Raw genomic sequence first — 17,559 nt, 5'->3', positions numbered from 1 at the left:
TCGCTTATCCCGCACCTCCTGGGCGCCTTCGCTCCGCCGGTCGCGGAAGCCGTCCGCACCGTCCTCCGGGTCACCTGATCGCCTGTCGGATCTCGCGCATAAACGAGCGTGAACGGGTACCCGCACCAGTGTGTGTCCAGTGCGGCGGCCGCACCGCCGCGCTGCCGGGACGACAGTGAGGAGCCCCTGATGACCACGGTGAAAGAGTCGGTAGAGGTCGACGTGCCCCTCCACACCGCCTACAACCAGTGGACGCAGTTCGAGGAGTTCCCGAACTTCATGGAAGGCGTCGAGGAGGTCCGGCAGGTCGACGACCGCCACAATCACTGGACCACCAAGATCGGTGGCGTACGGCGGGAGTTCGACACCGAAATCGTCGACCAGCTCCCCGACGAGCGGATCACCTGGCGAACGGTCGGCGGCGACACCCAGCAGAAGGGCATGGTGCGCTTCCAGCCCGTGGACGAGGTGCACACGCGCGTGGAGTTGGTGATGGACGTCGAGCCGAGCGGGGCCGCGGAGAAGGCCGCCGACCTGACCGGCACCATCGACCGGCGCGTCAAGGGCGACATGCGGCGCTTCAAGGAGTACATCGAGCACCGCGGTGGCGAGACGGGAGCCTGGCGAGGCCGGATCCGGCCAGGGGAATAAACCGCGTGCGGTCGTTCAGCTACCGGCATCGAGCGGCTCAGGCGCTGGTCGGGGCTTCTCTACGCCCACACGTCGGGTCCGCCGCCGCGCCATTCGATCAGGTCCGGGTCATCCATGGCGATCTCGTCCGGGTTGAGCCCGGCCCGCTGTAGGACGTCCTCGACATCACGCAGCGACCGGGCGACTCCGACGGGCTCGTTGAGGATCGTCATCAGCCGCCCGGCGTCCTGGAGCGGGTGCACCACGAGAGGCGCGTTCTCCATGGACCCATCGTGCGCCCAGCGGGTGGCCGTCGCAGGCTGGCGCGGCGGTCCAGCGGGCCTGGTAGGCGGCCCGCTGGCAGCCGTGAATCGCCCCGGAAGGGAGATGGGCACGGGCGGGCTCGTGTTCCTCGGCGACTGGTCAAGGGTTCGTTTCGAGGGTGAAGGCGCCGCGCGTGTGGGTCAGCCGGAGAAGTCGGGCAAGGACCTGCGGAACGGCGCGAAGGCGCAGGTCGCAGCCGTGGGCCTGAGCGCGGCGAACCGCGCCGATCAAGGCATTGAGCCCGGCGCAGTCGCAAAACTGCAGGTTCGACAGATCGACGCTGATCCGCCGGTACGTGGTAACCGCCGAGTACAAGGTCATGCGCAGATCCGGGGCGGTGGCGATGTCCAGTTCCCCGGTCACGAACACCTGGCAGTCGTCGGGCCCAGAATCCTGGACCTCGACGCGGAATGCGTCGAGCACGCGCGCTCCCTCACAGGTGCGGTGCGCCTTCTCTCCAGGAAACGCCGGTACCAGCCGCAGTGTCCACCCACGTCAAGCCCGTGGGCGCGGACCGAGCGGGCCCGGCAGCCGGTCCGGCAGGGCCCGCGCGGCAGCGGGGCTTGGATGCTCCGGTCACTATCGCGGCGGGCCGGGCGTCAGGGCGGTCGGTTCACCTCGGGGCCGGCGTTCTGATCAGGCTGAGGTCTTCGGCGGCGACTGGCGGCCTGCTGTGCGCAGTTGCTGGTTGATGCGCTGGGCTTCTTCGAGCTGGTCTTCGAGAATGATGATGCGGCAGGCGGCCTCTATTGGGGTGCCCTGGTCGACGAGCTCGCGGGCGCGTGAGGCGATGCGCAGCTGGTAGCGGGAGTAGCGGCGGTGGCCGCCTTCCGAGCGCAGGGGGGTGATCAGGCGGTGTTCGCCAAGGGCGCGGAGGAAGGCGGGGGTGGTGCCGAGCATCTCGGCGGCCCGCCCCATGGTGTAGGCGGGGTAGTCGTCGTCGTCGAGGTTGTCGACGGCTCGGGAACTGGCAGGGGGCATAGACCTCTTCTTTCGGGGACGCGTCGGGGGGCCCGGGTGCCGTCTGGCACCCGGGCCCCGAGCTTTCAACACCATCTACCGGCTATCTGTGCCGGCCTTCTTTGTCCGCAGGTTCCGCCTGGGAGGGCGGGACTGCGGGGATCGCGGATGCGTGACCGGGGACCACCTTCCAATCCGGGGCCTGCGGTACCCGGGCGGACTGGCTTCCTCGCCCGGGCGATCCTGATGGCGTTCTGCTCCTTACCTTCGGTTACTTGGATGTACTGCTGGATACCGCGGGTACTGCTTGCGGTCCCCGTGGGGACGTCCTACTTGACCTGCTTGCACGGCAGTTCGTGTCTGCCGTGCCCTCTCGACTTCCTGGGTACGACTAAACAGTAACCCTGCGACGGGGCAATGTCTACTGTCGCCGTGACAGTTTTTCTCCACTACCGATGCGTGGACTTCTGTCGCCGCTGCCCTCGGAAGTAGTGCTTCCCGGGGGCGAAGCCCGGCCCGGCGGGGCACACGCTGGGCCTGGGGGCACAACCGATCCAGAGCGGGGGGCGGCGCGCCCCTCGAACTCGCCGCCGCCGTCGAGGCGGTGACCGTCGCCGTCAGCGACCTCAACCCGGGTGGGCGGTCGTCGGAGGCTGGTCGTGTTGTGGCGGGCCCAGGCCGCGATGGTGCGTCGGCAGCGCGACGTTCGCGGTGGCCTGGAGGCGTTGTTCGCCGGTGGTTCTGTCTCAGCAAGACCGCGCCGGAGCGCAGCAACGCACTTCCCGCAATACTGCGCTCAGACGGCATCAATATCTGTGCCCGCGGAGTGAGAGTTCAACGCGACCTCCACCCAGATTTATTGCCGCAAGGACCGAAGTGGAATTATTCAACACGCACAGGCCGTTGCGACGTGCTACTGTCGATCCCGGTTGCGGTTGTGGTTCCCGAAACTTCGTGCGTTCCGGTCGGCTTCCGTGCCACTGGAAGTACTTTTGTAATTCCGGTCTTCTCCGGGCGGGGTAATCATCGCGGCGACACGGCGTCCGCACGGTGCGGATACCGGTGCACTGCCCCGAAGGAGAAATGACATGGCTACTGGCACCGTGAAGTGGTTCAACGCGGAAAAGGGTTTCGGCTTTATCGAGCAGGAGGGTGGCGGCGCTGACGTGTTCGCCCACTACTCGAACATCGCCGCCCAGGGCTTCCGCGAGCTGCTCGAAGGCCAGAAGGTGAACTTCGACATCGCGCAGGGCCAGAAGGGCCCGACGGCCGAGAACATCGTTCCTGCCTGACGCGACTGACGCGCACTCGTAGCTGGGGCCCGCATCCTTCGGGGTGCGGGCCCCAGCCGCATACCCCTCACGGTGACGGTTTCAACTGGGGAAACCCCGAGGAATCCGTACTCGCCGTACTGGGATCAGGGACGCAGGTGCACGTACTGGCCGCGCCGCGGCCGAGGCTCCGAATACTGCATCCACATCGCGGTCGCCCTTCTCGATACCGGCGCCTGCACAGACTGCACGCGACCAGATTCTCTCTCTCGTTCCATTCGGCCCATTCTTGCAATTCTCCGCACGGATCATCGCTGCGGGAATTCCTTTATACGTGCCGCATCGAGGAAGGTTCCGCATGAACCGCACACGCGCGAACAACCGCTTCGCCCGCACCCGTACCAGCAGTGCTGGCTCCGGAAGGAGCGGCAGCCGATTGGGCTCGTCGGCCTCCAGTCGCTCCGGCGGACAGGCGCGTTCCGGCGATTACAGCCGCCGACGCGCCGCAGTGCACGGTGAGTTCGCACTCCCCAGGACGATCACCCCCGCGCTTCCCGCTGTGGAGGGCTTCGCCGATCTCGACATGCCCAGGGAACTGCTGGCCGCGCTCGGCTGGCAGGGCGTGACCGTGCCGTTCCCGATCCAGGCCGCGACGCTGCCGAACTCCCTAGCCGGCCGCGACGTCCTGGGCCGCGGGCGCACCGGCTCCGGCAAGACCCTCGCCTTCGGGCTGGCGCTCCTGGCCCGCACCGCCGGGCAGCGTGCCGAGGCCAGGCAGCCGCTGGGGCTGATCCTCGTACCGACGCGTGAGCTGGCGCAGCAGGTCACTGACGCGCTCGCTCCGTACGCCCGCTCCGTGAAGCTGCGGCTGGCCACGGTCGTGGGCGGGGTGTCGATCGGCAAGCAAGCGGGCGTGCTGCGCGGCGGCGCGGAGGTCGTCGTCGCCACGCCCGGGCGTCTGAAGGACCTTATCGACCGCGCTGACTGCCAGTTGGACCAGGTCGCCATCACCGTCCTCGACGAGGCCGACCAGATGGCTGACATGGGCTTCACGCCGCAGGTCACCGCGCTGCTCGACCAGGTCCGCCCCGACGGGCAGCGCATGCTTTTCTCCGCCACCCTCGACCGCAACGTCGACCTGCTCGTGCGCCGCTACCTCAGCGATCCCGTCGTGCACTCCGTCGACCCCTCGGCTGGCGCGGTCACGACGATGGAGCACCATGTGCTCCACGTCCATGACGCCGACAAGCACGCGGCCACCACCGAGATCGCCGCGCGCGACGGCCGCGTGATCATGTTCCTCGACACCAAACACGCCGTCGACCGCCTCACTGAGCATCTCCTGAGCAGCGGGGTGCGGGCCGCCGCCCTGCACGGCGGGAAGTCGCAGCCGCAGCGCACCCGCACGCTGGCGCAGTTCAAGACCGGGCACGTCACCGTGCTGGTGGCGACCAACGTCGCTGCGCGCGGGATCCACGTCGACAGCCTCGACCTCGTCGTCAACGTCGATCCACCGACTGACGCCAAGGACTACCTCCACCGCGGCGGCCGCACGGCCCGCGCCGGCGAGTCCGGCAGCGTCGTCACCCTGGTCACCCCGAACCAGCGGCGCGGTATGACCCGCCTCATGGCAGCGGCTGGCATCGTCCCGCAGACCACCCAGGTCCGTTCCGGCGAAGAGGTCCTGCACCGCATCACCGGAGCCCAGGCCCCCTCCGGCATCCCGGTCGTCATCGCCGCACCGGTGGCCGAACGTCCCAAGAAGCGCGGCGCCGCCTCACGCGGCCGAGGCCGCCCCGCTTCGGCGTCCCGGCGCTCGCCCGTACGGCGGTCCGCCTCCGACGCGGCAGCCTAGAACTTTCGTCATCAGGAAGTTGACCCATCACTGTAGGAGGCACCTCTTGACGCTGGTCCAGACGCACCCCAGCTCGGCGGACACGAGCCCCATGAACAGGACGGCAGTCGACGCCACGGAAGCGGTCGGCCCGCAGGTCTGGGACGCGATGACCGTCGAGGTGGCGCTGTCCCTCATGGCCGCCGCCCGTACGGGGCACCTGGTCATCTGCGACGAGGACGGCCAGTGCACCGGCCTGGTCACCCTGGCCCGGCTTACCGCCGTCCGTGACAGCTCCAGATACACGGACCGGCTCCGCCTGCGCGACATCGCCGACGGCTTGGAGCCCTTCGCATCCCCGCTGAACACGACGGCCGAGGCCGAGCACACGATGCGCCACCGGCCGCCCGGGACCCTGCCCGTGGCCGAAGAACACAGCACCGCTCCGGATGTGCTCGCCCTCTCCCGCTGAACCGCCCTCAGTACACCCGGCCCCGACTTCCCTTCTCCCTGTGAGGCATCATGCGCTGCGTCATCGCCCGCTTCCCGTTCGACCTGACCAAGAGCGGCGTGCTGGAATCCATGAAGGGCGTCAAGCCCGAGCCGGTCACCGGTGAGTGCGTCATCATCGGACGACGCCACTACCCCGCCAAGCAAGTCGGCCAGGTCATCACCCGCCAGGACCGGCGTGATTTCACCACCGGCGAAGTCCTGAGGGCCATGGCCCAACTCGGCTTCACCTGCCGCACCAGCCCCGAAGCCACACCTGCGCCCATGGCCAGCCCATACCAGCGGGCTTCCGCGATGCTCGGCACTCCCCTGTCCGTCGGGCCGACGGAACAGGCGCGAGCCGAACAAGGCGGTTTCTCGGCGCGGCGAGTCGTGGGTCAGTGGTCGGAGTAGCTGAAGTCCCCCACAGTCCAGGCACTTACGTCCTCGATCGCGACGCGGTACATCCCGCCCGTCCCCGGGATCCCCACCGTGCCCTGCAGGATCCGGGCGACATGGAAGTGCAGATGCGTGGGCGGGCCGTCCTTCTTTGCGGGAGGGTCGAAGACAGCGGAGAACTCGCCCAGGCGGGCGGAATCCGCCAGCACCTCCGACACCCTCTGCCTCCACACGGCTTCGGGAGCCAGGCGACCGGTGATGACAGCACCACCGGTGACCACGGTCAGGGACATCTGACTGCTCCGCCCGGACTCCACAAGGGCGGCGATGTCAACGATCAGCTCGTCAGGCTTCGGCATGAGATCGAATTCTATGCAACGGCCCGTCCGGGCGTCATGGGCGTTGGCACTATCGGGCAAGACGGGAGCATACGGTCTTGACGCCGGAGGCCCGGCAGGTCTCGGTGCGCCGCGCCTGCACCGCTACGGCAAGGACTCCGACCCGCTGATCGCGTTCACCGCGTGGACGTGGAACTCGGCCTGCCGGAGCGCCTGTAGGACCACGAGCAGCGCCGCTCTCTGCGTCTGCCGGAGGGCCACCCGGTGGTCAAGCAGATCGCGGGCGCGCGAAGTGGAAGTTGACCCAGCGTGGGTTCGGCCTGTGGCCGGGGAACGCTGGCGGCGTGGTGTCGGTGGCCCGGAGGCGAGTCCGGCCGCCGAGGCCGGCGTTGCCGTCTACCGCGTCGCCTTGGAACGATGGGTCGACGACGCCTCCGGTGACTGCGCGACCCGCAGGACCGGTGCTGGGCGAGGAGTCCCCGGCCGACCGGATCAGCAAGTCACCCCGGGCTCACGACAGTTCGCCGTGGCTGACTGCGGCGCTACCGCAGACAATCACCAGCCTCGGCTCCAAGTACGTTCAGAAGTGCCAGAGCCTCGGCGGCGGGGGATCCGGGCGGCGCGCTGTAGAGCACGAGGTGCTGGTCGCGGTCCGTGAGCGCGAGCGCGTCGCAGTCGACGGTGATCTCCCCGACGACCGGGTGGCGGAAGGTCTTCGTGAGCATCGGCGCGGCCTGCACGTCATGCCGCTCCCAGAGGCGGGCGAAGTCGGGGCTGGTGTCGCGGAGTTCGTCGACGAGGCCGGTTACCGCCGGGTCCGTCGGGTAGCGGGCGAGGGTGGCACGGAGCTCCATGACGACATGGTGCTGGAACTCGGCGGCGTCGGAGATCCCGTACTGCGTCGCGTCAGGTCGCCTCGGCCCGAGGAATGCCCGGCGCGCGAGATTGCGGTCCTTGGGGGCGAGCTCGCCAAAGTCCTCCAGGAGCGCGGCTGCCAGGTCGTTCCACGCGAGCACCTCGAAAGCGGCGGACGTGACCAAAGCGGCCGTCTGCGGCAGCCGCTCGAGGAGCGCGAGAATGCTCGGGCGGACGTCGCGCCGGTGCACCCGGGTACGGGTCGGAGCGGTACCCGCGAGGACGTGGAGGTGGTCGGATTCGGCGTCGGTGAGCCGCAGCGCGCGTGCGATCCCGGCGAGGACCTCGCCCGACGGCCGCGGCGCCCTGCCCTGTTCGAGCCGCACGTAGTACTCCGTGGAGATGTGCGCGAGGACCACGACCTCCTCACGGCGAAGACCCGGTGTCCGGCGTCGCGGTCCGGAGGGGAGGCCGACGTCCTCCGGCCGGAGCCGCTCACGGCGGCTCCGGAGGAACGCCCCGAGCTCCTGCTTGTCCATAGCCCAAGTCTGCACGCTGCGAGGCGACGGATCCTGGTACCGCCTGTGCCTGCATCCGGCCTGGAGACCGGATGCACAGTGTCGGCATGACGAACGACATCGACAGCGCACCCATCGGCCTGCTCACCGGCAAGGTTGTGTTCATCACCGGCGCCAGCCGCGGCATCGGGGCGGCCGCGGCCCGGCTGTTCGCTTCCGAGGGCGCCGCCGTCGTGCTCGCCGCCCGCAGCACGGACGCCCTCCAGCGGATCGTCACCGAGGTCCGCGCCGACGGAGGCGTCGCCGACGCCGTCGCCCTGGACCTCGCCGACCGTGCGAGCATCCGCGCGGCGGTCGACCGCGTCGAGCAGCTGCACGGACGGCTCGACGGCGCCTTCAACAACGGCGCGGCGATCCAGCAGCCCGGCCCGCTCGACACCACGAGCGAGGAGGACATCGACGAGCAGTTCGCCGTGAACTTCCGCTCGCACTGGACCGCCATGACCGCCGAGGCCGCACTCATGCGACGCAACGGCGGCGGGGCGATCGTCAACACCTCGAGCATCGGCAGCCGCCGCGCGAACCCCGCCCTCCCCGCATACGGCGCCATGAAGCGCGCGCTCAACAGCATCACCGAGACCGCGGCCGTGACCTGGGGCCGTCAGGGCATCCGAGTGAACGGCATAACCCCCGGCGGAACCGCCACAGAGATGATCGACGCGTGGGAGGCCGTATCCCCGGGCATCATCGAGCGCAACAACGCGGCGACCCCACTCGGCCGCATGGCCAAGCCCCGCGAGGTGGCCGAGGTGGCCGCGTGGCTGCTCAGCGACCGTGCCTCGATGGTGACCGGCGCGATCGTGCCGGTCGACGGCGGCGCCGGCGCCTGAAAGGGAGAGCCGAGGCGGTCGACGATGGCCGCCCAGAGGCGAGGGTGGAACCGCTGCCGTCGAGGCCCTCCGCGCGGCGTCGCCGTATCCGATGGAAACGTCCTCGCGTCCTCACGGGGAATCCGCACACCTCAACACGGGATTCCCGCACGGCGTGAGAAGCGTTTCAGCAGGTCAGCGAATCCCGTCGGTCGCCTACTCCCTGGCGTGCGCCTGCGGCGAGGCGGATCGAGGACCGGGAGCGCTTCAGTTCTCGGCGGCGTGGCGGATGGCGTCCAGGACGATGTGGGCGATGTGTTCGTCGGTGAGGGAGTACTCGATCTCACGGGCTTTGCGGTGGGCAGTGACGATCCGCGAGGTGCGCAGCACCCGCAGGTGCTGGGATACCAGGGGCTGGCTCACCCCGAGAGCGTTGACGAGTTCGTGGACCCGCCGGTGGCCGGTGGAGAGTTCGCGCACGATCCCCAGGCGGACGGGGGCGGCCAGCGCGCGCAGCAGTTCGCTGGCCGCCCGCAGATCGGCCAGCGGTTCCCCGAAGTCCGGATCCATCGCCATATGCATACCTTAGTACATGGCAATGGAGTTCAGTTGCCCTTCGGCGAGGCCCAGATGACACGAGGGCGGGCCGGGGTGATCGACCCCGGCCCGCCCCTGTCGTGCTGTGTCCGTCAGTGGTCATCCCAGTGGTCGCCGTGGCTGGCGTGGCGGTGCCCATCGTGGATGTAGTCGACGTGGTCCTCGTGCGGCACGGCCACGTGACCGCACCCCGCCTCGTGGCGGTGTTCGTGGCCTTCGTGGACGGCGTGCTCAGCGGACGCGCACTCGTCGACATGATCACCGTGCACCCGGTGGATGTGGGCGTCGTGCACGTAGTCCACGTGATCGCCGTGGGGGATGGCGACGTGCCCGCAGCCCTCTCCGTGGGCGTGGGGGTGGTCTTCGTGGGTGCGGTGCAGCGTTGCGGCAGACATCGGGGACTCCCTCTCCTATATGCGCCACACCGACCGTGAGACGTAGGCCCAACGGCGACATGGCGGCGCGCTGCGGATTCATGAGTAAGCATATAGCTACGTCTGCATGTATTGGCAAGTGCGGCATCGGCCTTCGGGCGTTCGACGCTCCCCCGGATGCCCCGCCCCCACCCGCCGCGCCTTCCGGCCCACAGCCGCCCGTCAAGGACCTTGGTCGCAGCTTGACCGGACCTACGTGCGGATACGTGCTTTCGGGAACACGAGAGGTCAGGGCCGTTAAAGTCCTATAAGGTTCTTATCGGTGTGCCGGGAAGTCTGGTCGGTAAAGAGCTATACGGCGTAACCGACGGGGGAGTTCAATGACCGGCCTGACCATCGTCCTGCTGCTCGTGGTGCTGGCCACGGCGGTCGCGACCGGGGCCCGGCACTGGAGGCTTCCCGCCCCGTCACTGCTGGTCGTCGCCGGACTCGGGATCGGACTCCTGCCGTGGGTGCCGAACATCCACGTCGCGCCCGAAGTGATCAGCGTCTTGGTGCTGCCGCCGCTGCTGTACGCCTCGGCCGAGGAGATGTCCAGCCGGGAGCTGCGGGCGGTGTGGCGGCCGGTGACCGTGCTGGTCTTCGGCCTCGTCCTGGCCTCGGCGGCAGCGGTCGGCATGATCGCCTCGGCCCTCACTCCGCTGTCCCCCGCGACCGCGTTCGTCCTGGGCGCGATCCTGGCCAGCACGGACCCCGTGGCCGTGACGGCGCTGGGGCGCCGTCTGTCGCTGCCGCCGCGTGTTCAGGCGATGGTGCAGGCCGAGAGTCTGTTCAACGACGCCACCTCGCTGGTGCTGTACAAGGTCGCGGTGGCCACGGCGGTGACCGCGAGTGCGGTGTCCATCCCCTCGGCCGCCGGGCAGTTCGTCGTGCTCGGCGGTGGCGGGGCCCTCCTCGGCGGCGCCGTCGCCGCGGTGGTGGTGCTCGTTCGCAGGCGTACCGAGGACCCGGTGCTGGAGACGGTCATCGCACTGGTCACTCCGTACGCGTCGTACGTGCTGGCCGAGGACCTGCACACCTCCGGGGTGACCGCGGTCATCGTCGCCGGGGTCATACTCGGCAGCACCGGCCACAAACTCACCAACGCCCCCATACGGCTGCAGATCCACGCCGTCTACGACACCGTCGTCTTCCTGCTGGAGAGCGTCGTCTTCGCCGTCATCGGCCTGCAACTTCCCACCCAGGTGCGTGAGCTCGCCGCCGATGAGCGCGGCTGGCCGCTGTGGGTGCCCGCCGTGGCCTTCACCGTGCTGGCACTGCGCCTGCTGTGGGTCTTCCCGCTCTCCGCGCTCATGCAGTACCGGCGCGGCAACAATCGCATCTCCTGGCGGGTTCCGGCCGTCCTGTCCTGGGCCGGCACCCGCGGCGTGATGCCCCTGGCCGCGGCGCTGTCCATCCCGCTGACCACCCACTCCGGCGCCCCGCTGCCGCACCGGGCGCTGATCCTGACACTGACCACCGGCACCATCGCGCTGACCCTTGTCGTGCAGGGCTTCACGCTCGCGCCCGTCGTCCGCCGCTCCGGCATCGCCCTGGAGCCCCAACACACCGCTCGCGAAGAAGCCCAGGCACGACACCACCTCGCCCAGGCCGCCCTCGCGGAGCTGGAACAGATCGAAACCGCCGACGCCGCACCGCAGATCGCCCTCAAACAACTCCATCGCCACCTCGAAGCCCGCATCCAACAAGCCAACGACGACAGCAGCACCGACGGCGACACCGACGACACAGCGACCCGACCCGCCGACGCCTACCGTGAGATACGCCGCGCCCTGATCGCCGTCGAAACGGCCGAACTCCAGCGCCTGTACGAGGCGAACAAGATCAGCAACACCACCCGTCGCCGCCTCCAACGCGCACTCGACCTGGAAGAAGCCAGCCTCGGCGGCTGACTCCCCCGGTACGACGCCCGGCACCACGGCGCGCGAGGAGGCACCGGCGCGGCACGCGGCCACCCCTACACACGGTGGCGTGCGGTGGCGGACCTCGACCTCGCTGGCGGGGCCAAGCGTGGTGGCAATCGGCCGCACGTGCTCTTGCTCCCCGCTTGGTTGCACGGCGAACAAAGTGTGGCCCCCATGGGGCATATGGGGCATCAAGTGCGGCCTTTCGAGGGGTGCCATAGCCGCCTCCCCTATGACTGCCGTCGGGCGGGGACAGCTTCCTCACAGGGGTACGCCCCGGCCGGAAGAGAGCCCCGGTGCGGGCCGCTGACCGCTCGACTGCCGTTCACTTGTCTGCTCGCAGGAAGGACCTTCGCACGTGCCTGTTCCCGTCGTCCTCATTACGGGCGCGCTCACCGGTATCGGCCGCTCAACTGCGTTGGCCTATGCCCGTCAGGGCGCGAACCTCGTCGTTTCCGGCCGCCACGATGACGCCGGCGAGCAACTCGCCGGGGAGCTTGGCGACCTCGGCGCCCAAGCCGAGTTCGTGCGTGCCGACGTCCGCTCGGACGGCGATGTGGAGAACCTCGTCGACCGTGCGGTCGAGCGGTTCGGGCGACTCGATGTCGCCCTCAACAACGCCGGCACCGAAGGAACGCCCGGCCCGGTCACCGAGGTGACCGACGAGAGCTACCAGGCCACCTTCGACACGAACGTCAAGGGCACGCTGCTGTGTCTGAAGCACGAGTTCCGGGTCATGAGGGAACAGGGCAGTGGCAGCATCGTCAACGTCAGCTCCACCTTCGGCTTGATGGGTTACCCCGGCGCGACCCTGTACGTCGGCAGCAAGCACGCGGTCACCGGCATCACGAAGGCGGCCGCACTCGAGGGCGCCGCGCACGGGATCCGGGTCAACGCCGTGGCCCCCGGCTACACCCGGACCGCGATGTACGACCGATTCACCGGCGACGACACCGCGCGGGACGCGGTCGATTCGGTGCTGCCCCTTCACCGGGCGGGTACCCCCGACGAGATCGCCGAGGCCATCCAGTACCTGGGCTCTGACAAGGCAAGCTACATCACCGGCCATGTCCTGGTCGTCGACGGCGGCCTCATGGCGGGCGGACCCGTGATCGCGGGCTCGTGAGTCAGCCACAGCCGAGGAGCGATCATGGCGAACCGCTGGGGCGTCGAGGTCCACACCTTCTGGGAGCAGGTCAGGCAGTCTTCCCGGAACTTTGACGCCACCGAGGACCTCGGCGTCGAGGCGTCCACCTCTGCGCATGGCGCTGCCCAGCCACACCCCCAACGCCGGTAAGGGGTCGGCAGAATGCCGACTTCTTGCGCACGGCGCCCTCGGCTACGGGACCTGCCTGCGAATGACGAGGGCATCCGATGGAGGGAGTCGCAGGGGCTCTCCCGCGCATGCAGGAGTTGCTCCGGCCCTGCGCTTTCAGGGTCAGATGGTGGCCATAGTCCCCGGCACGGGCTGGAGTTGGCCCTCCTCAAAGCGGCCGGGCTGCACCCGCGTATGCGGAACAATCTGCCGCCGGTTGTTCGTATCCGCCACCCGCAGCGCCCCGGAGGTGGTGGACCTGTAGGGGCGAACGGCGGCATCCGGTTCGTGGATCTTGTTCCTCACCACCAGGGAGCGGCAGTGGTCCGAGAGTCACGGCCACCTCATCGTCAGCTCCGCCCTGGCTTCCCCTCGTCGTCCAACCGGTGCACGCGGGTCCGCGGAGCGTGCTCCCCGGCACTCCCTGCCTACCCTGGAGGAGAGCACGTGCCGCCCCTGCCTGTAGCCACACGTGTGAAGGTTCCTTGACCGCACACCAGTACCTGATGGATTGTCGGCAAGTCAGGCACGCAGTCAGCACCGGCCCCGCCGGAGGGCGCGTCGGGGCACGGCGGACCGCCAAGACCACGAACCTCAAAAACAGACCACGACCTGCGAAGACGCTAGTCACGGCCGCGGTCCCCGAGCTAGGCTGGAGGCCCACATGAAGATGCTGATCAACGTGCCGGAGACGGTGGTCACCGACGCGCTGCGGGGACTGGCCGCGGCGCATCCGGAGTTGACGGTGGACGTGGAGAACCGCGTCGTGGTCCGGCGGGACGCGCCCGTCGAGGGCAAGGTGGCGCTCGTCTCCGGTGGGGGCAGCGGGCACGAGCCGCTGCACTCGGGGTTCGTGGGCCGGGGGATGCTGGACGCCGCATGCCCCGGCGAGGTCTTCACCTCTCCGGTCCCCGACCAGATGGCGCGTGCCGCGGCGGCCGTGGACAGCGGTGCCGGGGTGCTGTTCGTGATCAAGAACTACACCGGTGACGTGCTCAACTTCGACATGGCCGCGGAACTCGCCGAGGACGAGGGCGTACAGGTCGCCAAGGTCATCGTCAACGACGATGTCGCGGTCACCGACAGCCTCTACACGGCGGGGCGGCGCGGCACCGGCGGCACGCTGTTCGTGGAGCGGCTGGCGGGCGCCGCCGCCGAGGAGGGCGCGCCGCTGGACCGGGTGGCCGCCCTCGCCCAGCGGGTCAACGACGGCTGCCGCAGCTTCGGCGTGGCGCTGAGCGCCTGCTCCACCCCCTCCAAGGGCGGACCGACCTTCGATCTGCCGCCCGGCGAGCTGGAGTTGGGCATCGGCATCCACGGCGAGCCGGGCCGCGAGCGGCGCGCGATGATGACCTCGGGGGAGATCGCGGACGCCGCCGTCGACGCCGTGGTGACCGACCTACGGCCGGACGGCCCGGTGTTCCTCCTGGTCAACGGGATGGGTGGAACCCCGCTGCTGGAGCTGTACGGGTTCAACGCCGAGGTGCGGCGGGCGCTGGGCGAGCGCGGGGTGCCGGTGGTGCGTACCCTCGTCGGCAACTACGTCACCTCGCTCGACATGGCGGGCGCCTCGGTCACCCTGTGCCGTGCCGACGACGAGTTGCTGCGGCTGTGGGACTCGCCGGTGCGTACGCCCGCGCTGCGCTGGGGCTGTTGAGACACCTCTGGCACGACCGATCCCGTACAACAGGAGGGACGCACCCGGAAATGAACACATCCGCAGCTGGCACCCCCGATCCGCTGATCGACACCGCGTTCGTACGACGCTGGCTGAGCCTGGCCACGTCGGCGATCGAGCGCAAGTCCGGCTGGCTCACCGAACTGGACTCCGCGATCGGCGACGCCGACCACGGCACCAACATGCAGCGCGGTTTCGCCGCCGCGTCCGCCGCCGTCGAGAAGGAGCCGTCGAACACCCCCGGCGAGGTCCTCACCCATGTGGGGCGGCAGCTGATCAGCTCGGTGGGCGGCGCCGCCGGTCCGCTGTACGGCACGCTGCTGCGCCGGGCGGGCAAGGCTCTGGGCGACCAACCGACCGCCACCCCCGAGGAGTTGTGCGTCGCCCTGCGGTCCGGGGTGGACGCGGTGGCCCAGCTCGGCCGCTCCGAGCGGGGTGACAAGACGATGCTGGACTCGCTGTACCCGGCGGTCGAGGCGATGGGGTTCGCACTCGGTTCCGGTGCCGGGCTGCTGGCGGCGCTGGCGGCGGCCCGTACGGCGGCGGACGAGGGCGCCGCGGCGACGGTGCCGCTACTGGCGCGCAAGGGGCGGGCGAGCTACCTGGGCGAGCGCAGCATCGGCCACCAGGATCCCGGTGCGACGTCGGCGGCGCTGCTCATCGCCGCGTTCGCCGAGGCGGCGGAGGCGGGGGCGGCATGACGGAGCGACAGGTGGGTGTGGTCCTGGTGTCGCACAGCGCCGAGGTCGCCACGTCGGTCGCGCAGATGGCCCGCTGTCTGGCGACAGGTGGCGCCACGGCCGCGGTGGCCGCGGCGGGCGGCACCGAGGACGGCGGCATCGGAACCAGCGCCGAGCTGATCAAGCGGGCGGTCCGCGCGGTCGACACGGGCGCGGGCGTGGTGGTCGTCGCCGATCTGGGCAGCGCGGTACTGACCGTCAAGGCCCTGCTGGAGGACAAGGAGCTGCCGGACGGCACCCGGCTGGCCGACGCGCCCTTCCTGGAGGGCGCGGTGGGCGCCGTGGTCACCGCCTCGGCGGGCGGTGACAGCGCGGCGGTCACCGCCGCGGCCGAGGAGGCCTACGGCTACCGCAAGACGTGACGGACGACCGCTAGCCGACCGGCTTGTCGAACCACGTCGGCTCGTCGCCCAACGCCATCCGGATGCGCGTGAGGCATCCGTCGCCGAGCGGCGGCAGCTCGTCGAGGCCGAACCAGCCGACGTCGATGGACTCGTCGTCGTTGACCCTCGCCTCGCCGCCCACCGCGCGGCAGCGGAACGAGATCGTCATGAACTGCACCTGGTCGCCGTGCGGATAGACGGTGGGTTCCTCGGCGAAGACACTGATCACCCGCTCGGGCACCGCGTGCACCGCCGTCTCCTCGTACACCTCGCGCACCACCGCCTGGGCGGGCTGCTCACCGGGCTCGGGGATGCCGCCGACGATCGTCCACTGACCGTTGTCCGATCGGCGCACCAGCAGAACCCGCCGCCGGTCGTCCAGGACAACGGCGGAGACGCCGGGCAGGAAAACCAGCTTCTGGCCGATGCTGGCCCTCAGTTCGCGCAGGAATTCAGGTATGGCCACCCGCCGAGCATAAGAGGGGTAGCTGTCAGGAAGCCGACATGCGGATGGCCGACGGGTGGTGGCGGTTCAGACGTCGCCGAGTGCCCGCGAGGCGCGGTTCCGCAACCGGGCCCGGATCGCCAGCAGCGCGTCTTCCGGGTGGTCCACCGTCACGGTGAACCGGCGGCCGTCGCCGAGATCGAGCACCAGGCCGGGCCCGCGCCGCACCACTACGGCGGTGCCCATCTCGGGCCGCCAGCGGTACCCCCAGCCGCCCCAGTGCCGCGGGCTGATCGACGGCGCGAGATGAGCGGAGTCCACCTGGTCCAGCGGGATGCGGCGGCGCGGCAGGCCGATGTGGCCGCACCGCACCTCAAGGCATTCGCGGTCCACCCGTACCCGCACATGGGTGAACGCGATCGTCCCGAACAGCACCAGCAGCCCGGCCGCCAGGCAGCCGACCACCGACATGGCGAGCGGTGCGATCCCCGAGGTCCAGGCCGAGTCGACGGCCAGCTCGATGCCCAGCGCCACGCACCCGGCGCCCGCGGCGGCGAGCAGCCACTGGACCCGGTTGGTGGCGTGTCCGGTCCACACCTCAGGCACGGGGCCAGCGGCCCCTGCGCTGCGGGAGTCGTCCATGTCTCGGAGCGTACTCGGAGTGCGGCGGTTCGGCACTCAGTGTGCGGAACCGCGCTCAGTGAGTGGCGGCCGCCCCGGCGAGCTCGCGGCCCTCGGCGTAGGCCAGTGCCGCGGCCTCCAGCGGTTCCGGGCGGCCGTTGAGGAGGACGGTGAGGCCGCCGGTGGGCTCGGCGTCGGGCGCGGGGGTGGCACCGATCCGGCGCAGCGCCTGGGCGGCGACCGCGTCGGCCGAACCGTACATGACGATCTCGGGCGCGGTCGGCGGCTGGACGGCGGCACGGATACGGTCGGTGACCAGTTCGTAGTGGGTGCAGCCGAGCACGACGGAGCGCACGTCGCCGGGGGTGTGCTGGGCGGCGGAGGCGATGGCGGCGTCGATGGCGGCGTCGTCGGCGTCCTGCAGGGCGTCGGCGAGGCCGGGGCAGGCCACCTCGGTGACCCGTACCCCGTCGGCGAACTCGGCGATCAGAGCGCGCTGGTAGTCGCTGCCGGTGGTGGCCGGGGTGGCCCAGATCGCCACCGGACCGCCCGCCGCGGCGGCGGGCTTGACGGCCGGAACCGTGCCGATCACCGGAATGTCCGGCTCCAGGTGCTGCCGCAGCGCGGGCAGGGCGTGCACGGAAGCGGTGTTGCAGGCCACGATCAACGCGTCCGGCCGCTCCGCGGCGGCGGCTTTCGCGCAGGCCAGCGCGTGCTCGGTGACATATTGCGGGGTGCGCGGACCCCACGGCATGCTCGCGGGGGCGGAGGACAGCACCAGGTCGGCGTCGGGACGCAGTCGACGCAGCGCCGCGGCCGCCGCCAGCAGACCGATACCGGAGTCCATGAGCGCGATCTTCACTGCGGCGTGCCTCCCGGTGTCGTGTTGTCGCTGCGGTCCGACCTGGCCATCAGGGGCCGTCCGGCCGGACAGCGCCCCGGCAACTCTAATAGA

General features: G+C 70.1%; 22 protein-coding genes. 12 read left to right on the top strand and 10 right to left on the bottom strand.

What is annotated here, in order from left to right:
* The first annotated feature begins 189 nt into the window (after positions 1–189).
* Positions 190–651 carry an SRPBCC family protein gene (locus O5O46_RS17330; protein ID WP_269856337.1) on the top strand — a complete coding sequence of 154 codons (462 nt, stop codon included), beginning with the start codon at positions 190–192 and terminating at the stop codon, positions 649–651.
* 59 nt (positions 652–710) lie between these two features.
* Here the strand turns inward: O5O46_RS17330 and O5O46_RS17325 are convergent, their stop codons facing one another.
* From O5O46_RS17325 to O5O46_RS17315, 3 genes are all read right to left on the bottom strand, one after another.
* The gene (locus tag O5O46_RS17325) at positions 711–914 is read right to left on the bottom strand and encodes a hypothetical protein (protein ID WP_269856336.1); all 204 of its coding nucleotides are present in this window, start codon (positions 912–914) and stop codon (positions 711–713) included.
* Positions 915–1,053: 139 nt separating this feature from the next.
* Entirely contained in the window at positions 1,054–1,377 is a 324-nt protein-coding gene (locus O5O46_RS17320; protein WP_269856335.1) for an STAS domain-containing protein, read from the bottom strand.
* A 213-nt stretch (positions 1,378–1,590) separates the two neighbouring features.
* A complete protein-coding gene (locus tag O5O46_RS17315) occupies positions 1,591–1,935 on the bottom strand; it encodes a MerR family transcriptional regulator (protein WP_269856334.1) in 345 nt (114 codons plus the stop codon).
* A gap of 1,067 nt (positions 1,936–3,002) precedes the next feature.
* Here O5O46_RS17315 and O5O46_RS17310 point away from each other — a divergent pair.
* From O5O46_RS17310 to O5O46_RS17295, 4 genes are all read left to right on the top strand, one after another.
* Positions 3,003–3,206, top strand: a complete 204-nt coding sequence (locus tag O5O46_RS17310) for a cold-shock protein (RefSeq protein ID WP_037861485.1) — start codon at positions 3,003–3,005, stop codon at positions 3,204–3,206.
* Between the two features lie 337 nt (positions 3,207–3,543).
* On the top strand, positions 3,544–5,040 hold the full coding sequence (locus O5O46_RS17305) for a DEAD/DEAH box helicase (protein WP_269856333.1): 1,497 nt from the start codon (positions 3,544–3,546) through the stop codon (positions 5,038–5,040).
* A 46-nt stretch (positions 5,041–5,086) separates the two neighbouring features.
* Positions 5,087–5,491 (top strand): CBS domain-containing protein, encoded by a 405-nt coding sequence (locus O5O46_RS17300; RefSeq protein WP_269856332.1) that lies wholly within the window; start codon positions 5,087–5,089, stop codon positions 5,489–5,491.
* 50 nt (positions 5,492–5,541) lie between these two features.
* Entirely contained in the window at positions 5,542–5,922 is a 381-nt protein-coding gene (locus tag O5O46_RS17295) for an SCO5918 family protein (protein ID WP_269856331.1), read from the top strand.
* On the opposite strand, the gene O5O46_RS17290 is transcribed toward O5O46_RS17295, so the two are convergent.
* A complete protein-coding gene (locus O5O46_RS17290) occupies positions 5,907–6,266 on the bottom strand; it encodes a hypothetical protein (protein ID WP_269856330.1) in 360 nt (119 codons plus the stop codon). The two genes, O5O46_RS17295 and O5O46_RS17290, sit on opposite strands and share 16 nt — an antisense overlap.
* A 521-nt stretch (positions 6,267–6,787) precedes the next feature.
* On the bottom strand, positions 6,788–7,639 hold the full coding sequence (locus tag O5O46_RS17280; RefSeq protein WP_269856329.1) for a helix-turn-helix transcriptional regulator: 852 nt from the start codon (positions 7,637–7,639) through the stop codon (positions 6,788–6,790).
* Positions 7,640–7,725: 86 nt separating this feature from the next.
* On the opposite strand from O5O46_RS17280, the gene O5O46_RS17275 reads away from it, so the two are divergent.
* Entirely contained in the window at positions 7,726–8,508 is a 783-nt protein-coding gene (locus O5O46_RS17275; protein ID WP_269856328.1) for an SDR family NAD(P)-dependent oxidoreductase, read from the top strand.
* Between the two features lie 246 nt (positions 8,509–8,754).
* On the opposite strand, the gene O5O46_RS17270 is transcribed toward O5O46_RS17275, so the two are convergent.
* Together O5O46_RS17270 and O5O46_RS17265 are read right to left on the bottom strand one after the other, a co-directional pair.
* Complete coding sequence (locus tag O5O46_RS17270; protein ID WP_269856327.1) at positions 8,755–9,063, bottom strand: ArsR/SmtB family transcription factor; 309 nt, start codon at positions 9,061–9,063, stop codon at positions 8,755–8,757.
* Between the two features lie 113 nt (positions 9,064–9,176).
* On the bottom strand, positions 9,177–9,479 hold the full coding sequence (locus O5O46_RS17265; protein ID WP_269856326.1) for a hypothetical protein: 303 nt from the start codon (positions 9,477–9,479) through the stop codon (positions 9,177–9,179).
* A 359-nt stretch (positions 9,480–9,838) separates the two neighbouring features.
* Between O5O46_RS17265 and O5O46_RS17260 the strand changes: the two genes are divergently transcribed.
* From O5O46_RS17260 to O5O46_RS17235, 6 genes are all read left to right on the top strand, one after another.
* The gene (locus O5O46_RS17260; protein ID WP_269856325.1) at positions 9,839–11,410 is read left to right on the top strand and encodes a Na+/H+ antiporter; all 1,572 of its coding nucleotides are present in this window, start codon (positions 9,839–9,841) and stop codon (positions 11,408–11,410) included.
* Positions 11,411–11,780: 370 nt separating this feature from the next.
* Positions 11,781–12,548, top strand: coding sequence for an SDR family NAD(P)-dependent oxidoreductase (locus tag O5O46_RS17255; RefSeq protein ID WP_269856324.1), 768 nt, complete (start codon positions 11,781–11,783; stop codon positions 12,546–12,548).
* 24 nt (positions 12,549–12,572) lie between these two features.
* Positions 12,573–12,719: a hypothetical protein gene (locus O5O46_RS17250; protein WP_269856323.1), complete on the top strand. Its 147-nt coding sequence runs from the start codon at positions 12,573–12,575 to the stop codon at positions 12,717–12,719.
* Between the two features lie 682 nt (positions 12,720–13,401).
* On the top strand, positions 13,402–14,394 hold the full coding sequence (gene dhaK, locus O5O46_RS17245; RefSeq protein WP_269856322.1) for a dihydroxyacetone kinase subunit DhaK: 993 nt from the start codon (positions 13,402–13,404) through the stop codon (positions 14,392–14,394).
* 50 nt (positions 14,395–14,444) lie between these two features.
* A complete protein-coding gene (gene dhaL, locus O5O46_RS17240; protein ID WP_269856321.1) occupies positions 14,445–15,116 on the top strand; it encodes a dihydroxyacetone kinase subunit DhaL in 672 nt (223 codons plus the stop codon).
* Positions 15,113–15,517: a PTS-dependent dihydroxyacetone kinase phosphotransferase subunit DhaM gene (locus O5O46_RS17235; protein ID WP_269856320.1), complete on the top strand. Its 405-nt coding sequence runs from the start codon at positions 15,113–15,115 to the stop codon at positions 15,515–15,517. The genes dhaL and O5O46_RS17235 overlap by 4 nt, the downstream gene beginning before the upstream one ends.
* A gap of 10 nt (positions 15,518–15,527) precedes the next feature.
* On the opposite strand, the gene O5O46_RS17230 is transcribed toward O5O46_RS17235, so the two are convergent.
* From O5O46_RS17230 to O5O46_RS17220, 3 genes are all read right to left on the bottom strand, one after another.
* On the bottom strand, positions 15,528–16,004 hold the full coding sequence (locus O5O46_RS17230) for an NUDIX hydrolase (protein WP_269856319.1): 477 nt from the start codon (positions 16,002–16,004) through the stop codon (positions 15,528–15,530).
* Between the two features lie 66 nt (positions 16,005–16,070).
* Positions 16,071–16,625, bottom strand: a complete 555-nt coding sequence (locus O5O46_RS17225; protein ID WP_269856318.1) for a hypothetical protein — start codon at positions 16,623–16,625, stop codon at positions 16,071–16,073.
* A gap of 55 nt (positions 16,626–16,680) precedes the next feature.
* A complete protein-coding gene (locus O5O46_RS17220) occupies positions 16,681–17,466 on the bottom strand; it encodes a glutamate racemase (protein ID WP_269856317.1) in 786 nt (261 codons plus the stop codon).
* Positions 17,467–17,559 lie beyond the last annotated feature (93 nt).

Source organism: Streptomyces sp. RPT161, assembly GCF_027533845.1.
Lineage (GTDB): Bacteria > Actinomycetota > Actinomycetes > Streptomycetales > Streptomycetaceae > Streptantibioticus_A > Streptantibioticus_A silvisoli_A.
The sequence above is the reverse complement of the archived record's forward strand: the minus strand, read 5'-3'. Positions and strand labels throughout refer to the sequence as shown.

Excerpts from the sequence above, each read along its gene's own strand:
- O5O46_RS17295 (WP_269856331.1), top strand. The coding sequence starts at position 5,542 with ATGCGCTGCGTCATCGCCCGCTTCCCGTTCGACCTGACCAAGAGCGGC.
- O5O46_RS17325 (WP_269856336.1), bottom strand. The coding sequence starts at position 914 with ATGGAGAACGCGCCTCTCGTGGTGCACCCGCTCCAGGACGCCGGGCGG.
- dhaL (WP_269856321.1), top strand. The coding sequence starts at position 14,445 with ATGAACACATCCGCAGCTGGCACCCCCGATCCGCTGATCGACACCGCG.
- O5O46_RS17305 (WP_269856333.1), top strand. The coding sequence starts at position 3,544 with ATGAACCGCACACGCGCGAACAACCGCTTCGCCCGCACCCGTACCAGC.
- O5O46_RS17315 (WP_269856334.1), bottom strand. The coding sequence starts at position 1,935 with ATGCCCCCTGCCAGTTCCCGAGCCGTCGACAACCTCGACGACGACGAC.
- O5O46_RS17265 (WP_269856326.1), bottom strand. The coding sequence starts at position 9,479 with ATGTCTGCCGCAACGCTGCACCGCACCCACGAAGACCACCCCCACGCC.
- dhaK (WP_269856322.1), top strand. The coding sequence starts at position 13,402 with ATGAAGATGCTGATCAACGTGCCGGAGACGGTGGTCACCGACGCGCTG.
- O5O46_RS17225 (WP_269856318.1), bottom strand. The coding sequence starts at position 16,625 with ATGGACGACTCCCGCAGCGCAGGGGCCGCTGGCCCCGTGCCTGAGGTG.
- O5O46_RS17290 (WP_269856330.1), bottom strand. The coding sequence starts at position 6,266 with ATGCCGAAGCCTGACGAGCTGATCGTTGACATCGCCGCCCTTGTGGAG.
- O5O46_RS17280 (WP_269856329.1), bottom strand. The coding sequence starts at position 7,639 with ATGGACAAGCAGGAGCTCGGGGCGTTCCTCCGGAGCCGCCGTGAGCGG.
- O5O46_RS17330 (WP_269856337.1), top strand. The coding sequence starts at position 190 with ATGACCACGGTGAAAGAGTCGGTAGAGGTCGACGTGCCCCTCCACACC.
- O5O46_RS17270 (WP_269856327.1), bottom strand. The coding sequence starts at position 9,063 with ATGGCGATGGATCCGGACTTCGGGGAACCGCTGGCCGATCTGCGGGCG.
- O5O46_RS17250 (WP_269856323.1), top strand. The coding sequence starts at position 12,573 with ATGGCGAACCGCTGGGGCGTCGAGGTCCACACCTTCTGGGAGCAGGTC.
- O5O46_RS17235 (WP_269856320.1), top strand. The coding sequence starts at position 15,113 with ATGACGGAGCGACAGGTGGGTGTGGTCCTGGTGTCGCACAGCGCCGAG.
- O5O46_RS17275 (WP_269856328.1), top strand. The coding sequence starts at position 7,726 with ATGACGAACGACATCGACAGCGCACCCATCGGCCTGCTCACCGGCAAG.
- O5O46_RS17310 (WP_037861485.1), top strand. The coding sequence starts at position 3,003 with ATGGCTACTGGCACCGTGAAGTGGTTCAACGCGGAAAAGGGTTTCGGC.
- O5O46_RS17260 (WP_269856325.1), top strand. The coding sequence starts at position 9,839 with ATGACCGGCCTGACCATCGTCCTGCTGCTCGTGGTGCTGGCCACGGCG.